Source organism: Jatrophihabitans lederbergiae (genome assembly GCF_031845305.1).
GTDB classification, from domain to species: Bacteria; Actinomycetota; Actinomycetes; order Mycobacteriales; family Jatrophihabitantaceae; genus Jatrophihabitans_A; species Jatrophihabitans_A lederbergiae.
On record NZ_JAVREH010000056.1, the window covers coordinates 1 to 22,175 of the forward strand.

17 protein-coding genes and 1 pseudogene are annotated in these 22,175 nt (G+C 69.0%); 7 read left to right on the forward strand and 11 right to left on the reverse strand.

What is annotated here, in order from left to right:
- Nucleotides 1-186: 186 nt before the first annotated feature.
- From RM423_RS20980 to RM423_RS20990, 3 genes are all read right to left on the reverse strand, one after another.
- A complete protein-coding gene (locus RM423_RS20980) occupies nt 187-2,016 on the reverse strand; it encodes a phosphoenolpyruvate carboxykinase (GTP) (RefSeq protein WP_311424999.1) in 1,830 nt (609 codons plus the stop codon).
- A gap of 248 nt (nt 2,017-2,264) precedes the next feature.
- Nucleotides 2,265-3,656, reverse strand: a complete 1,392-nt coding sequence (locus RM423_RS20985; RefSeq protein WP_396327817.1) for a metallopeptidase TldD-related protein — start codon at nt 3,654-3,656, stop codon at nt 2,265-2,267.
- Nucleotides 3,653-5,158: a TldD/PmbA family protein gene (locus tag RM423_RS20990; RefSeq protein ID WP_311425001.1), complete on the reverse strand. Its 1,506-nt coding sequence runs from the start codon at nt 5,156-5,158 to the stop codon at nt 3,653-3,655. The genes RM423_RS20985 and RM423_RS20990 overlap by 4 nt, the downstream gene beginning before the upstream one ends.
- 79 nt (nt 5,159-5,237) lie before the next feature.
- On the opposite strand from RM423_RS20990, the gene RM423_RS20995 reads away from it, so the two are divergent.
- Entirely contained in the window at nt 5,238-5,765 is a 528-nt protein-coding gene (locus RM423_RS20995; RefSeq protein WP_311425002.1) for a PH domain-containing protein, read from the forward strand.
- Nucleotides 5,762-7,402 (forward strand): PH domain-containing protein, encoded by a 1,641-nt coding sequence (locus tag RM423_RS21000; protein ID WP_311425003.1) that lies wholly within the window; start codon nt 5,762-5,764, stop codon nt 7,400-7,402. Before RM423_RS20995 ends, RM423_RS21000 begins: the two co-directional genes overlap by 4 nt.
- A 43-nt stretch (nt 7,403-7,445) precedes the next feature.
- Here RM423_RS21000 and RM423_RS21005 read toward each other — a convergent pair whose 3' ends face one another.
- The 3 genes from RM423_RS21005 to RM423_RS21015 all read right to left on the reverse strand — a co-directional run bounded on the left by RM423_RS21005 (nt 7,446) and on the right by RM423_RS21015 (nt 14,140).
- The gene (locus RM423_RS21005; RefSeq protein ID WP_311425004.1) at nt 7,446-8,801 is read right to left on the reverse strand and encodes a WS/DGAT/MGAT family O-acyltransferase; all 1,356 of its coding nucleotides are present in this window, start codon (nt 8,799-8,801) and stop codon (nt 7,446-7,448) included.
- 182 nt (nt 8,802-8,983) lie between these two features.
- Nucleotides 8,984-12,388, reverse strand: coding sequence for a S8 family serine peptidase (locus tag RM423_RS21010; protein ID WP_311425005.1), 3,405 nt, complete (start codon nt 12,386-12,388; stop codon nt 8,984-8,986).
- Between the two features lie 204 nt (nt 12,389-12,592).
- The gene (locus RM423_RS21015) at nt 12,593-14,140 is read right to left on the reverse strand and encodes a helix-turn-helix domain-containing protein (RefSeq protein WP_311425006.1); all 1,548 of its coding nucleotides are present in this window, start codon (nt 14,138-14,140) and stop codon (nt 12,593-12,595) included.
- A 257-nt stretch (nt 14,141-14,397) separates the two neighbouring features.
- Between RM423_RS21015 and RM423_RS25935 the strand changes: the two are divergent.
- Nucleotides 14,398-14,988 (forward strand): annotated as a pseudogene (locus RM423_RS25935) (TetR/AcrR family transcriptional regulator); the annotation flags it as partial.
- On the forward strand, nt 14,971-15,585 hold the full coding sequence (locus RM423_RS25940) for a DUF309 domain-containing protein (RefSeq protein WP_396327818.1): 615 nt from the start codon (nt 14,971-14,973) through the stop codon (nt 15,583-15,585). The pseudogene RM423_RS25935 and the gene RM423_RS25940, both read left to right, overlap by 18 nt.
- A gap of 38 nt (nt 15,586-15,623) precedes the next feature.
- On the opposite strand, the gene RM423_RS21025 is transcribed toward RM423_RS25940, so the two are convergent.
- From RM423_RS21025 to RM423_RS21045, 5 genes are all read right to left on the reverse strand, one after another.
- A complete protein-coding gene (locus tag RM423_RS21025; RefSeq protein ID WP_311425008.1) occupies nt 15,624-16,160 on the reverse strand; it encodes a methylated-DNA--[protein]-cysteine S-methyltransferase in 537 nt (178 codons plus the stop codon).
- On the reverse strand, nt 16,161-16,784 hold the full coding sequence (locus RM423_RS21030) for a GNAT family N-acetyltransferase (protein WP_311425014.1): 624 nt from the start codon (nt 16,782-16,784) through the stop codon (nt 16,161-16,163). It abuts the gene before it with no gap.
- A gap of 31 nt (nt 16,785-16,815) precedes the next feature.
- Nucleotides 16,816-17,979: a MalY/PatB family protein gene (locus RM423_RS21035; RefSeq protein WP_311425015.1), complete on the reverse strand. Its 1,164-nt coding sequence runs from the start codon at nt 17,977-17,979 to the stop codon at nt 16,816-16,818.
- Nucleotides 17,980-18,041: 62 nt separating this feature from the next.
- Complete coding sequence (locus RM423_RS21040; RefSeq protein ID WP_311425009.1) at nt 18,042-18,605, reverse strand: DUF1697 domain-containing protein; 564 nt, start codon at nt 18,603-18,605, stop codon at nt 18,042-18,044.
- 50 nt (nt 18,606-18,655) lie between these two features.
- The gene (locus tag RM423_RS21045; protein ID WP_311425010.1) at nt 18,656-19,891 is read right to left on the reverse strand and encodes an MFS transporter; all 1,236 of its coding nucleotides are present in this window, start codon (nt 19,889-19,891) and stop codon (nt 18,656-18,658) included.
- A 98-nt stretch (nt 19,892-19,989) separates the two neighbouring features.
- Between RM423_RS21045 and RM423_RS21050 the strand changes: the two genes are divergently transcribed.
- The 3 genes from RM423_RS21050 to RM423_RS21060 all read left to right on the forward strand — a co-directional run.
- Nucleotides 19,990-20,589, forward strand: a complete 600-nt coding sequence (locus RM423_RS21050) for a TetR/AcrR family transcriptional regulator (RefSeq protein WP_311425011.1) — start codon at nt 19,990-19,992, stop codon at nt 20,587-20,589.
- Between the two features lie 40 nt (nt 20,590-20,629).
- Complete coding sequence (locus RM423_RS21055; RefSeq protein WP_311425012.1) at nt 20,630-21,682, forward strand: aldo/keto reductase; 1,053 nt, start codon at nt 20,630-20,632, stop codon at nt 21,680-21,682.
- Nucleotides 21,683-21,856: 174 nt separating this feature from the next.
- Nucleotides 21,857-22,175 (forward strand): phosphotransferase (locus RM423_RS21060; RefSeq protein WP_311425013.1); only part of this gene is annotated, 319 nt, incomplete at its 3' end.

The window sequence follows — 22,175 nt, forward strand, 5'->3', positions numbered from 1 at the left end:
CCCAACCCCGCGTCATCAAAAGAAAGAGGCCCAAATGGCACGTCAAACGCGCCCACCACGCCACCTGGCCCCGACCCCAACACCCACCCATCTACCAGATCACAACCCACTAACTGAACGGTATTACCTTTAACCCGTCCTACTGTCCGCGCTCCTGTGGTCAGCACATCCTGATCGGCCCACCCCTCAGCCCAGCCGCAGCGTGAGCGACTCCAGCTCGTCCCGCAGGGCCGACGGCACCTTGCTGCCGATCTTGGCGAACCACTCCTCGATGCCCGGGATCTCGTCGCGCCACTGGGTCACGTCCACCTCGAGCGCCTTGGTCAGCTGCGCGTCGGTGATGTCCAGGCCCTCGGTGTCGAGCGCGCCGGGCGCCGGCACCCGTCCGATCGGGGTGTCCACGGCGGCCGCCGTCCCCTCGATCCGCTCGACGGCCCACTTCAGCACCCGGGAGTTCTCCCCGAAGCCCGGCCACACGAAGGCGCCGTCGGAGTCGCGGCGGAACCAGTTGACGTAGAACACCTTCGGCAGCTTGGCGGAGTCCGCGCCCTTGCCGATGTCCATCCAGTGCGCGAAGTAGTTCCCGGCGTGGTAGCCGAGGAACGGCAGCATCGCCATCGGATCCCTGCGGACGACGCCGGTCCTGCCGGCCGCCGCGGCCGTCGTCTCCGACGACATGGTGGCGCCCAGGAAGACGCCGTGCTGCCAGTCCCGGGCCTCGGTCACGAGCGGGATGGTGCCGTTGCGGCGGCCACCGAATATGATCGCGTCGATGGGTACCCCGGCCGGGTCGTCCCACTCCGGGGCGACGATGGGGCATTGGGCCAGTGGGGTGCAGAACCGGGAGTTCGGGTGGGCGGCCGGCTTGTCGCTGTCCGGGGTCCAGTTCCGGCCCTTCCAGTCCGTCAGGTGAGCCGGCGCCTGCTCGGTCATGCCCTCCCACCACACGTCCCCGTCGTCGGTGAGCGCGACGTTGGTGAAGATGGAGTTGCCCTGTGCCACCGTCCGCATCGCGTTCGGGTTGGTCTTCCAACCGGTTCCCGGGGCGACGCCGAACAGGCCGAACTCGGGATTGACGGCGCGCAGTCGCCCGTCCTCGCCGAACCGCAGCCAGGCGATGTCATCGCCGATCATCTCGGCCCGCCAGCCGGGCAGGGTGGGCTCGATCATGGCCAGGTTGGTCTTGCCGCACGCGGACGGAAAGGCGGCCGCGATGTAGTACGCCTTGTCGGCCGGCGAGGTCAGCTTCAGCACCAGCATGTGCTCGGCCAGCCAGCCCTCGTCATGCGCCTGTGCCGAGGCGATCCGCAGCGAGTGGCACTTCTTGCCGAGCAGGGCGTTGCCGCCGTAGCCCGAACCGTAGGACCAGATCGTCCGCTCCTCGGGAAAGTGGACGATGTACTTGGTGTCGTTGCAGGGCCACGCGACATCGGCCTCACCACGCGCGATCGGCGCGCCCACGGAGTGCATCCCGGAGACGTACGGACGGTGGACGCCGTTCTCCGTGAACCGGGCCAGGGCCGCCGTTCCCATCCGCGTCATGATCTTCATCGACACGACCACGTACGGGGAGTCGGTGATCTCCACACCCAGCTGGGGCTCCTCAGCGGTCAGCGGTCCCATGCAGTATGGGATGACGTACATCGTGCGGCCGCGCATCGAGCCCCGGAAGCGCTCGGCGAGCAGCGCCTTCATGTCAGCCGGGTCCATCCAGTTGTTGGTGGGGCCGCAGTCCTCGGCGTTGCGGGAGCAGATGAAGGTGCGGTCCTCGACCCGGGCCACATCTGAGGGGTCGGACGCGCAGTAGAAGGAGTTCGGCTTCTTGTCCTGGTCGAGGCGGGTGAACGTTCCGGCCGCCACCAGCTGATCGGTGAGGCGGGTCCACTCGGCGTCCGAGCCGTCGCACCAGACGACCTCGGCGGGCTGGGTGAGCTCGGCGGTGTCGCGCACCCAGCGCAACAATCCGGCGTGGTCGGTAGGGGCGGTGCCGAGTCCGGGGATGGCTGTCGTGGTCATGTCAGAACTCCTTGTGTGCCGGCCAGTCGCCGTTGACTGGCGGGGATACCTGAACAGGCGCCGGCTCGGCGCCACAGTCCCAGGGGGATGCTCGGACAGTAGTTTGCGGCAGCGCTTACAAGGGCGTCCGAATCATGCGGCACCGATCACAGGCCAGCTGTTCATGCGCAATCATGCAGAACTCCGGTAAGAGTCGAGCAGAATCATGCAGATTCGGTGGCGAGTCATGTCCTGGGTCACAGTCCAGGCTATGAGGCCTGGCTCACAGTAGACATATTGAAGTCGGGTACCCGTACTGGCGGCATGGCGGTCCTGGCCATGCCCTCGTTGAACTCCCGGGGCAGCGTCCGTTCCGTGGCCCCCACCTCCGAGATGCGGCCGAACAGGTCGACCGGGGACTCGTTGAACCGGAAGTTGTTCACCGCACCGGTGACCTTGCCGTTCTCGATGAGGTAGACGCCGTCGCGGGTCAGTCCGGTGAGCAACAGGGTCTGCGGATCCACCTGGCGGATGTACCAGAGGCAGGTCAGCAGCAGCCCTCGGTCGGTTTCGGCGATCATCTCGTCGAGGGACTTGGTACCGGCACCATCCAGCACGAGGTTGTCGATCGGGGCGACCGGCTCCGCGCCGGTGCGAGCGGCCCAGTTCCGCGTCCGGTACAGGTTCGTCAGCACCCCGTCGGAGATCCAGGACACCGGCGGCGTCGGTGCGCCGTTGTCGAAGATCGATTCCTCCCCGCCGCCGGCGGTCACCTGGAACGGCAGGCACTCCAACCCCGGTTCGGCCGGGTCCGACCGCAGGGTCAGGCCCAGCTCAGACAGCCTCTCGCCGATGCGCGTCCTTCCACCACCCGCGGCAAAGACGTTGCGACCCTCCTCGGCATCGCGCGACGATGCCGTCCAGTAGAGGTAGACCATCAGGTCCGCGATGGCACTCGGCGGCAGCAGCGTCTCGTAGCGGCCGGCCGGCAGGTCGACGCGGTTGGCCGACCAGTCCAGTCGCTTGGCAACCTCCGCGCTGAGCGCCGGTACGTCGACGTCGGTGAACTCGCGGGTCTGCACACCCACCCACGCGGTGCGGCTCAGGTCCCGCGACTTGCCGTTCAGCTCCACCCGGCCGGTCGGCTGGTCATAGCGCCGTCGCAATCCCGTCGACGAGGCCAGGAAGTACGAGGTGACCCCGTGCTCGGCATAGCCGTAGAGCAGCCGGTCGGCGGCCTCGGCTTCGGCGAACGCCGCCCCGAGCGCGGGGGCGAACTCGCTGAACACCTCGATGCCGGCCGGGGCGAGTGGGGCGTTCCAGTCGTCGTCCTGGGGGTACGGCTCGATCAGGGGCGCGACGTCGTCAGCGGGTGAGGCGGTACGCGCCGCCTGTTCGCTGGCGGTTACCAGCGCGGCCAGTTCGGCGGCGTCGGCCACCGCGCGCGACACCACGCCGGCGCACGTGCCGTCGGCCGACTCCACCAGCGAGATCACCGTCAGCTGACGGGTGTGCAGCTGGCCGTTCGTGGTGAGGCTGTTGCCGGCCCAACGCAGATTCGCCTCGAAGTGCTCCTCACCGATCACCACGCAGCCGTCCACCGTCGACAGCGCGAGCGCCTGCTCGACCAGCTGCTGAATCGCGATCGTGCCTGCCATCATCGCCCACCCTCGGAGACCGTGTTCAGAACGTTCACGCCGCGAAAGAGCGCCGACGGGCAGCCGTGCGACACCGCCGCGACCTGGCCCGGCTGGCCCTTGCCGCAGTTGAAGGCGCCGCCGAGCACGTACGTCTGCGGGCCGCCGGTCGCCTCCATCGAGCCCCAGAAGTCGGTGGTGGTGGCCTGGTAGGCGACATCGCGCAGCTGGCCGGCGAGCTTGCCGTTCTCGATCTTGAAGAAGCGCTGCCCGGTGAACTGGAAGTTGTACCGCTGCATGTCGATGGACCAGCTCTTGTCGCCGACGACGTACACCCCGCGTTCCACACCGGCGATCAGGTCCTCGGTGGAACCCCCGTTCGGGGTGGGCTGCAGCGAGACGTTCGCCATCCGCTGCAGCGGGATGTGGCCCGGCGAGTCGGCGTGGGCGCACCCGTTGGAGCGCCCGAAGCCCTTTGCCCGCGCCAGCTGCCGGTTCAGCTGGTAGCCGACCAGGATCCCGTCGGAGATGAGGTCGAACTCCGTGGTCCGCACGCCCTCGTCGTCGTAGCCGATGGTCGCGAGCCCGTGCTCGGTCGTCCGGTCGCCGGTGACGTTCAGGGCCGGACTGCCGTAACGCAGGCTGCCCAGCTTGTCCAAGGTCGCGAACGAGGTGCCGGCGTAGGCCGCCTCGTAGCCGAGCGCCCGATCCAGCTCGGTGGCGTGGCCGATGGACTCGTGAATGGTCAGCCACAGATTGGACGGATCGATCACCAGGTCGTAGCTGCCCGCCTGTACGGATGGTGCCTTGGCGTGCTCGGCCAACAGCTCCGGCAGTTGGGCGAGCTCGGCGTCGAAGTCCCAGCCGGTTCCGGTCAGGTACTCCCAGCCTCGACCCGCGGGCGGAGCCAGCGTCCGCACGGACGAGAATCCGCCACCGGCCAGGTCGACCTGCACCGCGGTGAACTCCGGATGTATCCGGACCCGTTGCTGCGTCGTCACCGTCCCGGCGGTGTCGGCGTAGAACTTGTTCTCGATCACCTGCAGCAGGTTGGCGTCGACGTGGTCCACGCCGTCGGAACTCAGCAGCCGGTCGGAGTAGTCGGCCAGCAGGCCCAGCCGGTCCGCGAACGGAACGTCGAACGGGTTCACCTGGTAGGCGGAGATCCAGCTGCGGTCGGGGTGCACGGGCTCGTCGGCGAGCGTGACGGGGTCGGAGCTGAGCACGCGGCTCACCTTCGCCGTCGCGACCGCCTGCTCGGCAAGCCGTGCCGCGGCCTCAGGCGTCCGGTCGATGCCGCTGGCGAAGCCCCATGCACCGTCGTGCACGACCCGTACCGCCAGACCGAGGTCCTCGGTGTCCGAGCTGGAGTCCAGCTTTCCGTCGCGCAGGTTCACGGCCGCGGACCGCACTCGCTCGAGCCGGAAATCGGCGTGCGAGGCGCCGAGCGCGCGAGCCCTGCTGAGCGCCGCCTCCGCCAGGGTCGCAGCGGGCAATGCGAGAAAACCGGCATCGAAGCTGGGCATGACTGGCGATGATAGCCCCTGCTGGCCGACCGGACCGCCGGTCCTGGCGGCTGACACACCCGCGTGGGAGGGTTGGTCCATGGTGCATACCTCGGCCGCGGGCGCTGCCTCTGCGGCCTCGGCGCTCCGGCTGCGGGCACCGGTGAACCTGGTGAGCCGCCGGGCGCTCTGGTACTGGACGGCCCGCGCGGCGATCGTCTGGGTCCTCGCCGTCGCCGTCGAGGTCTTCGCGCTGATCGAGCTGGCCGGTGACCGTGCCCCCATGGTCGCTGTGGTTGCGGTCACGGTGCTGCTCGCCGCCGCACATCTGATCGTCATGCCCCAGTGGCGTTTCCGCGTCCACCGCTGGGAGGTCTCCGACACGGCGGTCTACACCCAGTCGGGCTGGTTCACCCAGGAGCGGCGGATCGCCCCGCTTTCGCGCATCCAGACGGTCGATACCGAGCGCGGGCCGCTGGAGCAGCTGTTCCGGCTGTCGAACGTCACGGTGACGACGGCGTCGGCGGCCGGCCCGTTGCGCATCCATGGCCTGGACCGGGTCACCGCCGACCATCTGACGGCCGAACTGACCGCCGCCACCTCGGCCCGCAACGACGACGCGACGTGAGCGCGCCCGTCGACGTGAGCGGTGGCGCGGCCGATCCGGCCGCGGACGCCCTGACCGCGCCGGACGCCCAGTGGCGCCGGCTCAGCCCGCGGATGTTGCTCATCCACCCGATCCGGGAGGTCGGCCGGTCGTTGCCCGCACTGCTCGGGTTGCTGTTCGCCGGCACGTCGAGCGGTAACGGCGAGTGGTTCTCACTCGGTGGACTGGCCCTGGTGGTCGGCATCAGCCTGTTGCGGTGGTTCACCACCCGCTACCAGATCACGCCCGAGCGGGTGCAGCTGCGTACCGGCCTGTTCCGCCGCCGCACCGTCAGCACGCCGGCCGACCGGGTGCGCACCGTGGACATCACCGCCCATGCGCTGCACCGCGTGCTCGGGCTGGCCAAGGTCGCCATCGGCACCGGCGTGTCCGACCGTAAGCGCGAGGGGCTCGTCCTGGATGGGCTGCCGACCGCGGCCGCGCGCAGCCTGCGGTCGGAGTTGCTGCACCGGGCTGACCGCCTGAATACCGGCCCGGCGCGAGCTGATGCCGACGCTGCCTGGGCGCCGCCACAGCACAATGCGGGTCCGGCCGACAATGCGGGTCCGGCCGCAGTGTCCGCTCAGGCGCCGCCGGACACCGTCGTCACGCGGTTGAACCCCAGCTGGCTCCGCTACGCGCCCTTCACCCTCTCCGGAGCGCTCACCGGCCTGGCCATTGTCGGCTTCGGGTGGCGGGTGCTCGACCAGACCCGCTTCGACCTCCGCCGGGTCGGTGCCGTCCGTTCCGCCGGCGACTACCTGCGGGCCACCCGGCCGTGGGTGGACGTGGTCGAGGTCGCCGTGGCTGTCGTCGCCCTGGTGTCCCTGCTGTCGGTCATCGGATACCTGCTGGCGTTCTGGAACTTCACCCTGAGCCGGCACCAGGGCGGCACGGTGCACGTCTCCCGCGGCCTGATCACGGCCCGTGCCACCAGCATCGAGGAGCGCCGGCTGCTGGGAGTCGAGCTCAGCGAGCCGCTGCTGCTGCGGGCTGTCGGGGGCGCCCGGGTGCTTGCCGTCGCCACCGGGCTGCGGATCGGGCGGGGCGCCGAGCGCGGTGGCACCCTGCTGGTGCCGCCCTGCCCGGTTGCCGAGGCACGCCGGGCCGCGTCGGTGCTGATGGACGATCCGGCCGCTGTCAGCACCGGTTTGCGGACGCACGGCGCCGGGGCGCGGTGGCGCCGACTCGTCCGGGCGGTGGGGCCGGCGCTGGTGCTGCTGGCGGGGCTGACCGCACTGTGGCTCGCCGGAGCCGTGCCCGGCTGGGCTTCGCTGGTGGGCCTGGTGCCGGTCTTGCTGGCGGTGCCGCTTGCGCTCGACCGGTACCGCAACCTGGGGCATGCGCTCACCCCGGCGTTCCTGGTCAGCCGGTCCGGCAGCTTGCTGCGGCGGCGCATCGTCCTCAGCCGGGCCGGCGTGATCGGCTGGAACGTCCGGGCCACGGTGTTCCAGCGGCGGGCGGGTCTGGTCACGCTGACGGCGACGACCGCGGCGGGCCGGCAAGCGTACGAGGTATCCGATGTGCCGGAGGCCGCAGCCCTGGAACTTGCCGACGAGGCGGCGCAGGGCCTGCTCCGTGAGTTCCTGCTACCGGTACAGCGACCTGCCGTGGCGTAGGTTCGCAACTCGGCACCACGATGCCGCACGGACAGGAACTCTGCTACGCCGACCGCTCCAGTTCAGCCAGCTCGTCGTCGAGGTAGCCGAGCAGCCGCTGCAGGTGCGGCACCGTCCGCCGGCAGCCGGTGAGGCCGAAGGCCAGCACGTCGGAGTAGCTGGTGCAGGTGATGTTGAGAGCCTGGCCGTGGTACGGAATCGACAGCGGGTACAGGCCGTCGAGCCGGGCACCGTTGAGGTACAGCGGCGTGCGTGGCCCGGGGACGTTGGAGATGATGAGGTTGAACGGCGGCCGGAACATGCCGCGGACGCCGGGCACCCCCTGCAGCACCAGCGGGCTCATGCCGATGCCCGTCATCGCCACGATCTGCAGCGGGGTGAGCTCGGTCAGCGCCTCCTTGCCCTGCAGCATGGACTGGCGTACGGCATTCAGGCGGTCAGCCGGGTCGTCGAGGTGGGTGCCGAGATTGCACATCACCGCACCGACCGCGTTGCCGCCCTGCGGGTGGCCGCTGAGATCCAACGCCACCGGGACCATCGCGATGAGCGGCTCGTCCGGCAGCGCGTCCAGGCTTTGCATGTACCGCCGCAGCGCGCCCGAGCAGGTGGCCAGCACCACGTCGTTGACGGTTCCGCCGACGCTTTCGCCGATGCGCTTGATACGCGGCAGCGGCCAGGACTGCGCCGCGAACCGCCGCGAACCGGTGATCGGGACGTTGAACATCGAGCGAGGGGCGGAGAACGAGACCGGCGCGGACTGCTCGCGCAGACCGCGGTTCACCGTCCGTAGCAGCGCCGACGGCAGACCCGCCGCCTCCGCTGTCAGCTCGATCGCCTCACGCACCACGGTGGTCGGACTGCCGGGAGCCCCGTCGCCACCAGAGTTCGGATGGGTGGCCCAGGGCGCCGGCAGGTTGCGGACGGCCGGGTCGGGGGTGAGGATGCGCTGCAGCAGCCGCTGCGCCGAGACCCCGTCCACCAGGGCGTGGTGAATCTTGAAGTAGACGGCGAACCGGCCATCGGCCAACCCCTCGATGACGTGCAGCTCCCACAGCGGGCGCTGCCGGTCGAGCAGGGTGCCGTGCAGCCGCGAGCAGAGGGCCAGCAGCTCCAAGACCCGGCCGGGCTTGGGCAGTGCGTTGTGCCGGACGTGGTGCTCGATGTCGAACTGCTCGTCCTGCTCCCACGCCCACTGACCGGCTGTCCGCCACGAGCGGGTGGCGCGCTTGGTGAACATCGGCGCCACGTCGTCGTCCCGGATCAGCCGCGCGAACATGCTCTGGACGTCGCCGAAGTCGGGGGACGGCTGGAACAGCTGGAGACCGCCTACGTGCATCGGAGTCTGCCGCGATTCCACCGACAGAAAGATCGAGTCGGTAGGCAACATCGGCAACAGCACTCCGCGATCCTGTCACCGATGCCATCCGGAGGCGAGCAGCCGACCCGGAACGTGTCCCGAACACGACGAAGCGCCGCGGACCAGGTCCGCGGCGCTTCGCTACTGCTTCGTTGTTACTGAAAGAGCTCGTTGTTAGCGCACGAGCTTCGGTACAGGTCGAACGGCACTGCGGGTGACACGGATCAGCCCACCACGTAGGCGAACCGAAGCCGTGTGATGACGTCACCCGTGGTGTTGAAGGTCGGGTACGCGAAGCTCGGCGGCGTGATGATGTTCAGGATGCCGCTGACCTTGGTGCCCTTGGGCGCGGTCGGCTTGATCGTGACCATGACGGTCTTGGTCTGGCCGGGCGCGATCGTCACCGGGACGCCGGTGTCGGCGGCCGGGTTGGTCGCCACCGCGTAGAAGTCACCCGTGGACGAGGTGATGTCGGTGGCGAAGGTGCGGGTATGGGCGATCAGGCTGACGGTGGAGGTTCCGGTCGGAGCTCCCTGCTCGCCCACGGGGCCGATCTCGTTGACATCGGTGTACCAGATGCCGGTCGAGGCCGAGTTGTGCGGCTCCTTGACCCGGGCGACGGAAACCGTGCTGCCGCCCTTGCCCGCGTTCAGGTCACCGACGACGTCGATGCCCTGCGCGCTGGAGGTGAGTTCCACGAGCGCCGGCAGCGAGGACACGGCGGCCGCGACCAGGCTGTCGGTGTTCGGCGGAACGATGAACGTCGGCGCGGCGTGCGCCGGCAGGTCGAAGGTCTGCGAACCGAACGGCGACACGAGCTGGGTGTCGACGAGGGTGCTGGTACGCGGATCGATCTGCACGTTGATCGGCGCGATGCCGGTGTTGGTCACGTTGACCGGCACCGAGACCGCCCTACCCCGGGTGAGCGTGGTCGTGGTCGATGTCGGCAGCGCCGGCGCGGTGACCTTGCTCTGGTTGAACAGGATGCGGGCACTGAAGTTCTCGGTGAACGCGTTTCCGGTCACCGGGTTCTGCACCAGGATGATCACTCGCCAGCGTCCGGCGAGCGGGATCGCGGTGTTCAGCTGCATCGTCAGGCCCTGGCCCGAGAGGTTGCCCGCGGCGTCGGTGTAGGCGTTGCTGCCGATGGACTGCGTCTCGTCGTTGGGGTCCACCAGCACACCCTCGAGCTGGTCGCCCGGGTTGGTGGCCAGTCGCACGCGCACCCCGAGGTCCTTCAGCCCGGCCGGAACGTCGAAGGCGTAGCTGAAGCTCTGAGCCGCCGAGCCCGCGCGGGCATTACCGCCGGTGATGGTCCCGTTGAACGTGCCCATGCCCGCGGAGATCGGGACGATCGCGCGAAGCACGACCGGCACCGCCGTCTGGTGGCCGCCCGAGCTGCCGAAGACGATGGCCTGCGAGATGTCGCCGCTGGCGGCCGGAACCGTCATCGTGACGTTGACGTTGGCCGACTGGCCGGGCGCCAGGGTCAGCACAGCCGGGGTGACGGTGCCCACCGGAATCGCCCGCTGAGCGGTGGTACGCAGGCTGACGTCACCGGAGTATCCCGCCGCGTTGGAGTTGGTGTACAGGATCGCGGTCCAGGTGCCGGCGACCGGACGGCGGACGTCGAGGTTGGCGTAGTTCGCCGACACCGGGCCACCCTGCGGGCGGCTGTTGGCGACGTAGGTGCCGGACGGGTCGAGCACGGTGAGCCGGACGACCGGGGTGACGGTGGCCGTGCCGACCTTCTTCGCCGTGCCCTTCCAGATCATGGCCGCGGCCAGCCGGTCGGTACCCGCCGGAACCTTGAAGGTGATCTTCTTGTACGCCCACGGCGCGCCGGTGGTGGCGTACGGGAAGGTCGGGTCCGTGGTGTTGTTCAGCGTGGTGGTCTGAGTCTGCACCGAGATGTCGGTGAAGTCCCGGGTGCTGGTGGCCACGGTCAGCGACTTGGTGCCGACGTTGCGGACGCCGATCGTCGAGACCTTGGACGTGCCCGGAGCCGCCGCGATGTCGATCTGGTTGGTGGACAGCGCGATGTTGGAGGCAAGACCTGCCGGAGCGGCGGTGGTCGCGCCCGGGTAGGTCAGCGCGGCCTCGACCGCGGCGCGGGAGTCGAGCAGACCGGAGCCCTGCTCGTAGGTCGGCAGGCCGAGGTCCTTGGCGGTGCTGGTGAGCAGCGTCTTGACCAGGGCCGGCGTCGGGGAGGCGCCACCGTGAGTCCTGCGGTAGGCCTCGATGACCAGGGCCGCGGCACCGGCGGTCAGCGGAGCCGACTGGCTGGTGCCGCCGAAGAGCTGGACGTCACCGCCGCCACCGTTGTAGTTCCTGCACTCGGGGGCGCCCGGGTCACACACGGCCCAACCGGACTCACCCGGGGCGGTCAGGTCGACGGTGGTGCCGGACTGGGTGTACCCACCGGAGGACAGGGACGAGATCTCGTCGTTGATCCACTTGCCGTTGGAGAAGTTGAAGCCGCCGTAACCCGTCTGGGCGTAGCCGCGGGAGTTGGTGTTCGCGGCGACCGAGATGATCTTCCGGTCGGTGGCCGGGTTGCCGATGGTGCTGGTCGTACCGGCGTCACCGGAGGAGATGGTGACCGTCGCGCCGGCGGCGACTGCCGCGTCGTTGAACAGCGAGATCGCGCTGCGGGAGGCCGCATCCGGGATCGGGGAGCCACCGAAGGACTCGTTGATGACGTCCACGTGGTCGGTGGTGACGGCGTAGTCGATGGCCTGCACGATGGAGGTCGTGTAGAAGTCGATCTTCAGCGCCACGATGCTGGCGCCGGGCGACATCCCGAGGATGCGGATGTTGCAGCCGGTCGGCAGGGCGTAGGCCGGGTTGACGAACCTCGACAGGTCATGCGAGACGAGGCCCTGCGCGGCGATCGCGGACGCGTCGCCGTATGCCTCGGCTCCGCCGTCCTGGGGAGCCGGGCCGTCAGCCGAGAACGCCTTGTAGTCGGTGATGACGTGCTGGCCGTTGGCGCGGATGAAGTCGGGGTTGTCGGGGTTGATGCCGTCGGCGATGTAGGCGACCTTGACGCCGGTGCCGTCGACGAGCTGCTGCGCGGTCTTGGCCGCGGGATTGTCCGAGGCGGTGTTGGTGTCGCTCAGTGCCTCAGGCTCGAGCAGCGGCTTGGACGGATCGGTCGGGCACGCGCCCGGCGCGGGCGTCGCAGAAGGCGTCACGACCTTGGGCGAGACCGTCGTGGCGCCGGCCGTTGCCTGCGGAACGGTGACCTCGATCTTCTTGTCGGGCACGACCATCGCGACGGACGGGTCCGCGGCCAGTGCCGCAGCCTGAGCCGGGGTGACGGTCAGCGAGAACGCGTTCGCGGACGTGAAGTGCTTGACGTTGGACGGCTTCGTCCCACCGAGCTTGCCGAGGCGTGCCAGGACGGCGTCCTGGGCGCTGGTGGCCTTGACCTTGCGGGCGCTGATGTGCGCCTTGCTCGGGGGCGTCGAGCTGAGCTGGTCGTGCAGCACAACGATCACCGACTGGGTGGCGCTGCTCGCTACGGTCGGCGCCGCGATGGCCGGTGCGCCACCGAGGAACTGGCAGACGGTGCCGAGCGCGGTCGCGCCCACCACCGCCCCGATGATGGATCTGGATCTCTTCAATGCCATTGGCTACATTGCTCCCTGAAGCCTGAAGTCCGACGCTGCTCGTCCGACACCACAGGGCACTATTCCTCCGTTTTGTTGCATCCACAAGACGAAAGAATTGGCGACAACTCATCGATCACGCTGACTTAACATCCCAGAGTCGGAAACGGCCTCAGGATCCTCTCCAAGCGCTCGAAACGCCCAAAGGATCGAGCGGGCTCAGACGTCGCGGAAGGTATGAATACTCGCCCCGAGCAGGTTCAGCCGGTCGGCCAGTTGCTCGTAACCCCGGTCGATCACGTAGACGTTGCGCAGCAGCGAGGTGCCCTTGGCCGCAAGCATCGCGAGCAGGACGACGACTGCCGGGCGCAGCGCCGGCGGGCAGATCACCTCGGTGCCCGACCAGTGGGTGGGCCCCTCGACGTAGATCCGGTGCGGGTCCATCAGGGTGACCTTGGCGCCCAGCTTCGTCAGCTCGGTGAGGTAGAGCGCCCGGTTGTCATAGACCCAGTCGTGGATGAGCGTGGATCCCTCCGCCGTCGCGGCGATGAGCGCGAAGAACGGCAGGTTGTCGATGTTCAGGCCGGGGAAGGGCATCGGGTGGATCTTGTCCAGCGGCGCGTGCAGCGTGGACGGGTACACCGTCAGGTCGATGAGCCGGGTGCGGCCGTTGGCGGCGGGGTACTCCGGGGACCGCTCCGATCGCAGCCCCATCTCTTCGAGCAGCGCGAGCTCGATCTCCATGAACTCGATCGGCACCCGCCGCACGGTGATCTCGGACGAGGTCACGATCGCGGCCGTCACCAGGCTCATGGCCTCGATCGGGTCCTCGGAGGGGGAGTAGTCGACGTCGCGGCGGATGTGCGGCACGCCGTGCACCGTCAGCGTCGTCGTGCCGATGCCGTCCACCCGCACGCCGAGCTCGGTCAGGTAGAAGCACAGGTCCTGCACCATGTAGTTGGGGCTGGCGTTGCGGATGACGGTCACGCCGTCACTGCGGGCGGCGGCCATCAGGGCATTCTCGGTCACCGTGTCGCCGCGCTCGGTCAGCACGATGGGCCGCTGCGGACGGACGGACGGGTCCACCTCGACCCGGTAGGCACCGGCGGCCGCCTCGACCTGCACGCCGAAGGGGCGCAGGGCCGTCATGTGCGGCTCCACGGTCCGGGTGCCCAGCGCGCAGCCACCGGCGTAGGGCAGCTCGAACTGCTTCTGGTCGTGCATCAGCGGCGCCAGGAACATGATGATGCTGCGGGTGCGGCGGGCGGCGTCGAGGTCGAGGCTGGCCAGGTCCAACTGGGCCGGCGGCACGATCTCGAGGTCGTTGTCGGAGTTGAGCCAGCGAGTGCGCACGCCGATGCTGTTCAGCACCTCGAGGATGCGGTGCACCTCTTCGATGCGGGCCACCTTGCGGAGTACCGTCCGGCCTTCATTGAGCATCGAGGCGCACAGCAGGCCCACGCCCGCGTTCTTGCTGGTCTTGACGTCGATGACCCCGCTCAGCTGCCTGCCGCCCTCGACGCGCAGGTGCAGCGGGCCGGAACGACCGAGGGAGACGATCTCGGAGTCCAGCGCCTCGCTGATGCGGGTCAGCAGGTCCAGGCTGAGGTTCTGGTTGCCCTGCTCGATGCGATTGATCGCGCTCTGCGACGTGCCGAGGGTCTCGGCGAGCTGCGACTGGGTCCACCCCCGGTTCTTCCGTGAGTCCCGGATCAGTGTTCCGACTCTGCGTGCGTAGTCCTTGGACGCGCCAACCTCATCAACCATGAGCACGACGATATCTCAGATATGAGTTCAACATCGAGTTGGAACATGCCGCACGGTGCTCCAGCCCAAGATTCGGCATCAACCGGCACTCGCTGTGAGATGTTCCAGCAGGTGGTCATCTCTGGCGCTGCCGTCGCATCACGACAGGTGTATATATTCATCGACTGAGGAGATGCTGTTGCGTGGCATTTGACCATGCATCCTTCGCGAAACGATCAGGCGGTGTTCCACACCGGAGTGGACGGAAGGTTCTTGCCATGGTCACGCCCGCTCGATCGGCTGCCGCTCGATCGAATCGCACGGGGCGCCGGCCGGGTGGAAGTGGCACCAGGACGGACATCCTCGATGCCGCCCGCAAGCTGTTCGCCGAGCGGGGCTACGCCGGCGCCACTATCAGGGCGATCGCACAGGAGGCGGGGGTGGACGGCGCGCTCATCCACCATTTCTTCGTATCCAAGGAAGGCGTTTTCGCCGCCGCCATCGAGGAGACCTTCACCCCCGCCGAGATGCTTGCGCCGGTGCTGGACGCCGGGGTGGAGGGCATGGGGGAGCGCCTGGTGCGGACCTTTATCGACAAGTGGGAAGAGCCCACCACCGATCAGCAACTGCTCGCTGTGCTGCGCTCCGCGGTCTCGAACGAAGAGGCTGCCGAACTGCTGCGCAACTTCCTCAGCCAGGAACTGCTCGGACGGATCGTCACGTCGCTGAACATCGACGATGCCGAGCTGCGGGCAACACTGATCGGCGCCCAACTGGTCGGAGTGGCGTTCCTGCGCTACGTCCTCGGCTACGGTCCGATCGCCCATGTCGAAACCGAAGCACTGGTGACCATGCTGAGCCCGACGATCCAGCGCTACCTCACCGAACCCCTGAACACCGCTGACAGCGTGGCGAGCAAGCCGGAAGCCAAGGCACGAACGGCGGCGCGTCCCACGAAGAAGGCAGTAGGCAGTGGATCGGCTCCGACAGCTCGTGATCGCGACGGGGACGGACGGGCACGCAACGCCCGTCCGCGCGACTCGCTCGGCCGGCCGCTGCCCTACGGAGCGGCCGGCGTGGAGCGGCTGGCGGAGAATCCCGATCGGACGCCGGTGGAGTCGCTGACCGAGGCGCAGCGGCTGCTCGATGCCGGCCGGCCGTTCGAGGCGCACGAGGTGCTGGAAGACGCTTGGAAGAGCTCACCCGCCGCCGAACGCGAGCTCTGGCGGGGGATGGCACAGCTCGCGGTGGGGCTGACGCATCGAGCCCGCGGCAACCAGGCCGGGGCGGTGGCGCTGCTGACCCGCGGAGCCGGAAACCTCGCGCCGTTCCGGGACGCGCCACCGCACGACATCGACGTGGCCGGCCTGCTGGCGTGGGCACGGCAGCTCGCGGGCAATTCCGCGGGTGATGCCGATGCCGATGCTGAGGTTCGTCCGCTACCCCGGTTGCGCACCACCGACTAAGCAACTACCGAACAGCGCAGCCTCAGAACAGCGCAGCCTCAGAACAGCGTCGGCTCGTCGAACGGGATCGCTCCCTCGATCTGCAGCATCCGCCGCTTCGTCGCGATGCCGCCGGGAGCGGAGAACCCATGCATCGAACCGTCCGAGGCGACCACCCGGTGGCACGGAACGATGATGGGACATGGGTTCCGGCCCAGCGCCTGACCAACCGCCCGCGCCGAACCCGGGAGGCCCAACGTGGTGGCGATGGCACCGTAGGACAGCGTCCTGCCCGGGTCGATGCCCCGCGTCACCTCGAAGACGTCCCGGCAGAACGCCGGCAGAGTGTCCAGCTCCAGGGCGACGTCGCGCAGGTCGTCCGGAACTCCCTGCAGCAGCTCGGCAATCCGCCGCGAGGTGACAGCGATGGCGCGCGGTGATGTGGACCCGCCAGCCGCCGGTCGTCCCGTGTTGAGCCTGCGAAGGGTCCCGTCCGGCGTGGCCTCCGGCAGCGCCACCGCCCGTACCCGGTCGCCGGACCAGGCGATGCCGCACGGGCCGATGGCCGTGTCGAAGAGCGCGAAGCCGGCCGCCATTCAGGAGCCGGCCAGTCGTTGGGTGAGGCCGGCTCGGGCGCGTGGCCAGTCCTCGTCGGTCATGGCGTACTGGGCGGTGTCCGCCCAGCCCCCGTCCAGGCGGAGCCGGTGCTTGCGCAGGACCCCCTCGCGCGTGGCTCCGAGCCCTTCCACTGAGCGGTGCGCCGGTGCGTCCGTGCTGTCGACCTGCCAGAACACCCGTACGGTCCCGAGCGCGTCGAAGGCGTACGTCAGCATCAGCAGTGTCGCCTCGGTGCGCTGCCCGGTTGACCGCCAGCGTTCGCCCAGCCAGCTGTAGCCGATTCCGATCGACCGCGCGGCCGGGTTCACCTCGAAGAACGACGTCGTTCCGGTGACCTCTGAGGTCCGGGCGTCCAGCTGCGCGTACGGCAGGCGCTGACCCCGGGCACGCTCGGCCAGGGCCGCCGCGATGTGGCGGATGCCTTCGGCGGGCGTCGTCGGTGGCGCCAGCGGCCCGCTCGGAGTGCTCAGCCGGCTGAAGACGTCCGGAGAGCCGGTCGCCGCGGCAGCACGGTAACCGGCCGCATGCTCCAGGGCCAGCGGCTCCAGCCGGACCTTGTTGCCGGTGAGAACCGGCAGGCTATACCACAAGTCCGGCTGCATCACGGCTTCATGATCGCAGAATGGGGGGGATTCAGGGGAGCGCGCGCGACATCGCCTCGATCGCCACGTCCAGGATGTCGCTGCTGGTGGCGAAGTTGAGCCGAACATGACCGCTGCCGAGCGCGCCGAACCGCAGCCCCGGCTCCGTCGCGACCTTCGCCTTGGACAGGAAGAGCTGCTGCGGCTGGTCGTCCTTGCCGAGCGCGGTGCAATCCAGCCAGCCGAGGTAGGTGGCAGCCGGCGGCCGCCAGCTGACGGTGGGCAATCGGGTCGCGAGCAACTCGGCCAGCTCGTCCCGTCGGCGGCTCAGCGTCTGCAGGCAGCGGTCCAGCCACGGCTCGCCGTCCTCGAAGGCCGCCACCGTCGCGATCACGCCGAAGTGCCCGATCCGCCAGCGGGCGTCGGGTGGGATGCGGTCGACCACGGCGCGCATCCGCGACGACGCCGACACGATCGCGGCGCACTTGAGCCCGGCGAGGTTCCAGGCCTTGCTCGCCGAGAGCAGGCTGACCGCCACCTCGGCCGCGCCCGGAACCGTGAGCAGCGGCGTGAACGTCGCACCGGCAAGCATCAGTGGCGCGTGGATCTCGTCGCTGATCAGCGGAACGCCGTAGCTGCGGGCCAACCTGACGAGCGCCTCGAGCTCGTCCCGGGTGTGCACCCGTCCCACCGGGTTCTGGGGATTGCACAGCAGGTAGGCGGCCGGATGCTGGCGGAACGCATCCTCCAGGGCGGCCAGGTCCAGGTGCCAGCCCGCTTCGTCATCGTGTGCCAGCGGAACCTCACGGAGCTGCGCGCCTGCCTCGGCCGGCCACTGGAAGAACGGCGGATAGACCGGCGGGCTGATCACCACGGTGTTCCCGGGACGGATGAGTGCCCGCAACAACTCCACGACACCGACCCCGACGTCGGTCACCGAGAACACGGCACCCGGGTCCAGCCGCCATTGCCAGCGCCGCTCGGCGAAACCAGCCAGAGCCTCCCCGAGCACCGGCTCGGGAGCGCCGTAGCCGGTGTCCGAGCGCTCGACAGCATCACGCAGCGCGTCGCGAATCGGCTCCGCGATCGCGAAGTCCATCTCCGCGACCGTCAGCGGGAGCACGTCCGGGTCATAGGTTCGCCACTTGGCGCTGCGCCGCAACCGGAGCCGTTCGAGTGACTCGACCGGCAACCCGTCAGTGCTGTCAGCGGGCATTGCCACGGAAACCTCCGGAGAACAGCGCACGGGAGCGGACTCCGTCAGGCTATCCACCGAACTCACCGGGTACCCGCTACCAGGTCGGCCAGCTTGCGCACCGTGTTCCAGTTACGCATGGTGACTGACACGCCGATAGACTTCTCCCAGTTGACCTTGCCGAACGGGGAGTCGAGGACGCCGCCGGGGCACCACAGGTACACCTCTCGACCCAGCAATCGCACCTCGTCCGCGCCGAAATCCTGTTCGAGCAGTTCGGTGACCCGGGCCGGGTCCGGCCGTCCGGACAGGAAGCCGACCAGATGCCGGGACGGGTCCGACACGATCCCCAGCAGCGGGTTCATGGCCACGGCGTGCTCCAGTTCTGGCCCGGTTCTGGTGATCACGGCGCACTGCACTCCGAGGTCCGTGGTGATCGCGCGTTCGATCGCCGACCCGGCCCCGTCCGCCGATTCGGGTGCGCAGGCGAACACCGCGTTGCCGCTGTTGAGGTGCGTCCGGATCTGGGAGTACCCGAGCCCTTCCAGCAATGCGCGCAGGTCCGCCATCGCGACGCGCTTGCTGGTTCCGACGTTGATGCCCCGCATCAGGGCGACCATGGGCACGGACTCGGCGCTGGCAGTCATGGCGCGACGCTACCAACGCGGGTGGGTGGCGCGTCAGGCCGAGTGGCGCGTCAGGCCGAGCTGGGAGCCGACCGGGATGGCCGTTGCACCCACAGGCCGACCAGGGCGGTTGCCGCCAGTGCCATCACCACGATCGCGTAGCCACGCGCCGTAGCCAGTAGCCCGACGTGTACGACGAACACGCCGGCAACCACGGCGGGCACGCTGAAGGCCAGGTAGCTGATGACATAGAACGTGGCGAGCAGACCGGCGCGCTCCTGCGGCGCGGCCAGCGGCAGGACGGTCCGCAGAGCTCCGGCGAATCCCGCACCGAATCCGACTCCGGCCACCATTGTTCCCGCGAAGAACGCCCAGGCCGAACCGTCCTGGATTCCGAACAGGGTGACGCCGACCCCGCACAGCAGTGCCAGCGTGCCCACGGACATCGCCGTCCGTGCGGTCGCCGTGCGAGCCGCCAGCACCGCCACAGCTCCGCTACCCGTCAGGCTCAGGACGACAAATCCGCCGAGCAGGTGTGAGGTCGAGCCGAGCACCGTGCGGGCCACGGTGGGCCCGAGCGACAGGTACAGGCCGCCGAGTGCCCAGGACGCGACCGCGCTCGGCGCGCAGATCAGGACCGCCTTGCGGGCCGTCCGTGGCAGGGCCAGCCGGGGCCTCAGCGAGGCCAGCGCCCCACCGAGCGGCTGCGCGGTCTCATGCGAGTGCACGACGCCCAGCGCCTGGACCAGCAGCGCAACCATCAGGACGACGTAGACCGCCTCGGTCGGTGCCGGCAGCCACTCGACGAGCACGCTGCTGCCCAGGGCCCCGAGCGCCAGACCGATCATGGGCGTCACGCTGTTCACCAAGGTGCCGCGGCCGGGAAACCCCGGATGCTCCAGGTCGAGCAGGCCGGCACCCAGCACTCCCATGGCGGCGCCGGTGGCGACTCCCTGCAGGATCCGCGCGACGAGGAGTGCCTCGACGTCGTCGGCGAGGCCGAAGCTCAGCATCGCGGCTGCCTCCAGCAACAGCGCCCCGAGCAGCACCGGCCGCCTGCCGATGTGATCGGACAACGAGCCGACGGTCAACAGTGCGGCGAGCAGGGCGACCGCGTACGAGCCGAAGACGACCGTGAGCGTGATCGGAGAGAAGTCCCATCGAGCCTGGTACACGCCGTAGAGGGGGGTCGGCGCGCTGGACGCGGCCATGAAGGTGATGAGGATGGCGGACTGCAGCATGAAGGCGGCACGTCGGCTGAGCCGGGCGCCGGTGGATCGGCCTGGGAGTGCTGAGGTGGTTGCCATCGGCTCCTGAGTTCCCGCTCGCTAACGCTAATACTTTGCGTTCTCGAACGTACGCCGGATCGAGACCTAATGCAAAATGTTTGCATTAGACTGGCATGGTGGTTCCTCCGACGACGGCAAACCCCCGGCCGGGGGGCCGCAGCGCCCGCATCCAGAACTCCGTGCACGCGGCCGTCCGCACACTGCTCGAAGAGCACGACCGGGCGCAGCTCAGCGTTCCGCAGATCGCCCAGCTGGCCGGTGTGACCCCGTCGACCATCTACCGCCGCTGGGGCGACGTGCACGAACTGCTGGCCGATGTCGCGGTCGAGCGGCTCCGCCCTGAGTCCGCTCCCGAGGACACCGGCAGCCTGCACGGTGACCTGACCGCCTGGATGGAGCAGTTCGTCGAAGAGATGGCCTCCCCGGAGGGCCGGGCGTTCACCCGCGACGCGGTGGCCTTCGGCGGCGCCGGCCGTCCCGCCTGCCAGTGCGCGGCCTACACCCGCGAGCAGCTCGACACCGTCCTGAACCGCGCCCGGGACCGCGGTGAGGTTGCTCCCGCCGGCCAGACCGTGGTCGACCATGTGGTCGCGCCGCTGATGTACCGCATCCTCTTCACGGCAGAGACGCCCGGGCTGGACGACGCCAGAGCGCTCGTCGACGCCGTGCTCGAACGGGCGAACGCTGCGCAGACCACCCCGACCGCGGGGATATAGCGGAATAGCAGTCCACCGGGCGGGGTCCTAGGGTGGGATCATGGAATATCGACAGCTGGGAAATTCAGGCCTGCGCGTCTCGACCATCACCCTGGGCACCATGGGGTTCGGCGGAACGGGCTGGGCGAGCCCGGTCGGCACGATCGACGTCGAGGGTGCTCGCAAGCAGATCGGCTTGGCGCGGGACGCCGGCGTGAACCTCATCGACACCGCCGACGTGTACTCGAACGGCCTGTCCGAAGAGATCGTCGGACAGGCGCTCGGCAGTGACCGCGAGGACGTGCTGCTGGCGACCAAGGTTCGGATGCCGATGGGCGAGGGCCCCAACGACGCGGGCCTGTCCCGTCACCACATCCTGCGCGGCGTCGAGGCCAGCCTGCGCCGGCTCGGCACCGACTACATCGACCTCTACCAGGTACACGAGTGGGACGGCCAGACTCCACTGGAAGAGACGCTGAGCGCTCTGGATTCCCTTGTGCAGTCCGGCAAAGTGCGTTACATCGGTGCCTCGAACTACGCCGCATGGCACCTGATGAAGGCCCTGGGGGTGTCCGAGCGCAACGGCTATCAGCGCTTCGTCAGCCAGCAGATCTACTACTCGCTGCAGGCGCGTGATGCCGAAACCGAGCTGGTGCCGGTCTCGATCGACCAAGGTCTGGGCATCCTGGTGTGGAGCCCCATTGCCGGCGGACTGCTGTCGGGCAAGTACCGCCAGGGTGTCGAGGCTCCCGCGGGCAGCCGGCACCTCAGTGACTGGAGCGAACCGCCGGTGCACGACGAGGACAAGCTCTACAACACCATCGAGACGCTGGTCGAGATCGGTTCGGACCATGGAGTATCCGCCGCGCAGGTTGCCCTGGCGTACACGATGGCCAAGCCGGCCGTCACCTCGCTCATCGTCGGTGCCCGCACCGAGGAGCAGTTGCGCGACAACCTCGCCTCGGCCGAGTTGACGTTGACGCCGGACGAAATCGCACGGCTGGACGCGGTCAGCTCCGAGCCGCTGCGCTATCCGTACTGGCACCAGGCGAACACCTCTTCCGACCGGCTCAGCGCGGCCGACCTGAGCCTTATCGGCCCGCACCTGAGCTAGCTCTTTCCGCCACGTTGTCCGTCCGCCCCGGTGTGCCTTGCGCCCCGGTGGGCTTTCCCGCTGGGCGGCCGGACTCCGTCTTCGATAGCTGTCGGGTAGCAGTTACGGACCGCGCTCGAATAAGTTCGCCGCATCCGGCCATCCCGATGTATGTCACTGACCAGAGGATCATCGATGGACGAGGTGACGTTCGAGCAGGAACTGGTGCTCGCACTGCTGCGGGATCAGCACCCGGATCTTGCCGATCTTGAGCTGCGTGACGTCAGTGGAGGCTGGGACAACCAGCAGTGGCGCCTGGGGGAGGACCTGGCCGTGTGCTTGCCGCGCACCGAGCGAGCTCCGGCTCTGCTGGACATGGAGCGGACGTGGCTGCCGACGTTGGCCGAGCGCCTGCCGCTGCCAACGCCCACCCCGGTGCGCGCTGGCAAGCCTTCGAGCCTGTTCGAGCACACCTGGACGATCGCGCGCTGGGTCGAGGGTGAGCCGGCCGATC

Bases quoted from the DNA above. Each gene is read 5' to 3' on its own strand.
- RM423_RS20980 (WP_311424999.1), bottom strand. From the start codon at position 2,016: ATGACCACGACAGCCATCCCCGGACTCGGCACCGCCCCTACCGACCAC.
- RM423_RS20985 (WP_396327817.1), bottom strand. From the start codon at position 3,656: ATGATGGCAGGCACGATCGCGATTCAGCAGCTGGTCGAGCAGGCGCTC.
- RM423_RS20990 (WP_311425001.1), bottom strand. From the start codon at position 5,158: ATGCCCAGCTTCGATGCCGGTTTTCTCGCATTGCCCGCTGCGACCCTG.
- RM423_RS20995 (WP_311425002.1), top strand. From the start codon at position 5,238: ATGGTGCATACCTCGGCCGCGGGCGCTGCCTCTGCGGCCTCGGCGCTC.
- RM423_RS21015 (WP_311425006.1), bottom strand. From the start codon at position 14,140: ATGGTTGATGAGGTTGGCGCGTCCAAGGACTACGCACGCAGAGTCGGA.
- RM423_RS25940 (WP_396327818.1), top strand. From the start codon at position 14,971: ATGCTGAGCCCGACGATCCAGCGCTACCTCACCGAACCCCTGAACACC.
- RM423_RS21025 (WP_311425008.1), bottom strand. From the start codon at position 16,160: ATGGCGGCCGGCTTCGCGCTCTTCGACACGGCCATCGGCCCGTGCGGC.
- RM423_RS21030 (WP_311425014.1), bottom strand. From the start codon at position 16,784: ATGCAGCCGGACTTGTGGTATAGCCTGCCGGTTCTCACCGGCAACAAG.
- RM423_RS21035 (WP_311425015.1), bottom strand. From the start codon at position 17,979: ATGCCCGCTGACAGCACTGACGGGTTGCCGGTCGAGTCACTCGAACGG.
- RM423_RS21040 (WP_311425009.1), bottom strand. From the start codon at position 18,605: ATGACTGCCAGCGCCGAGTCCGTGCCCATGGTCGCCCTGATGCGGGGC.
- RM423_RS21045 (WP_311425010.1), bottom strand. From the start codon at position 19,891: ATGGCAACCACCTCAGCACTCCCAGGCCGATCCACCGGCGCCCGGCTC.
- RM423_RS21055 (WP_311425012.1), top strand. From the start codon at position 20,630: ATGGAATATCGACAGCTGGGAAATTCAGGCCTGCGCGTCTCGACCATC.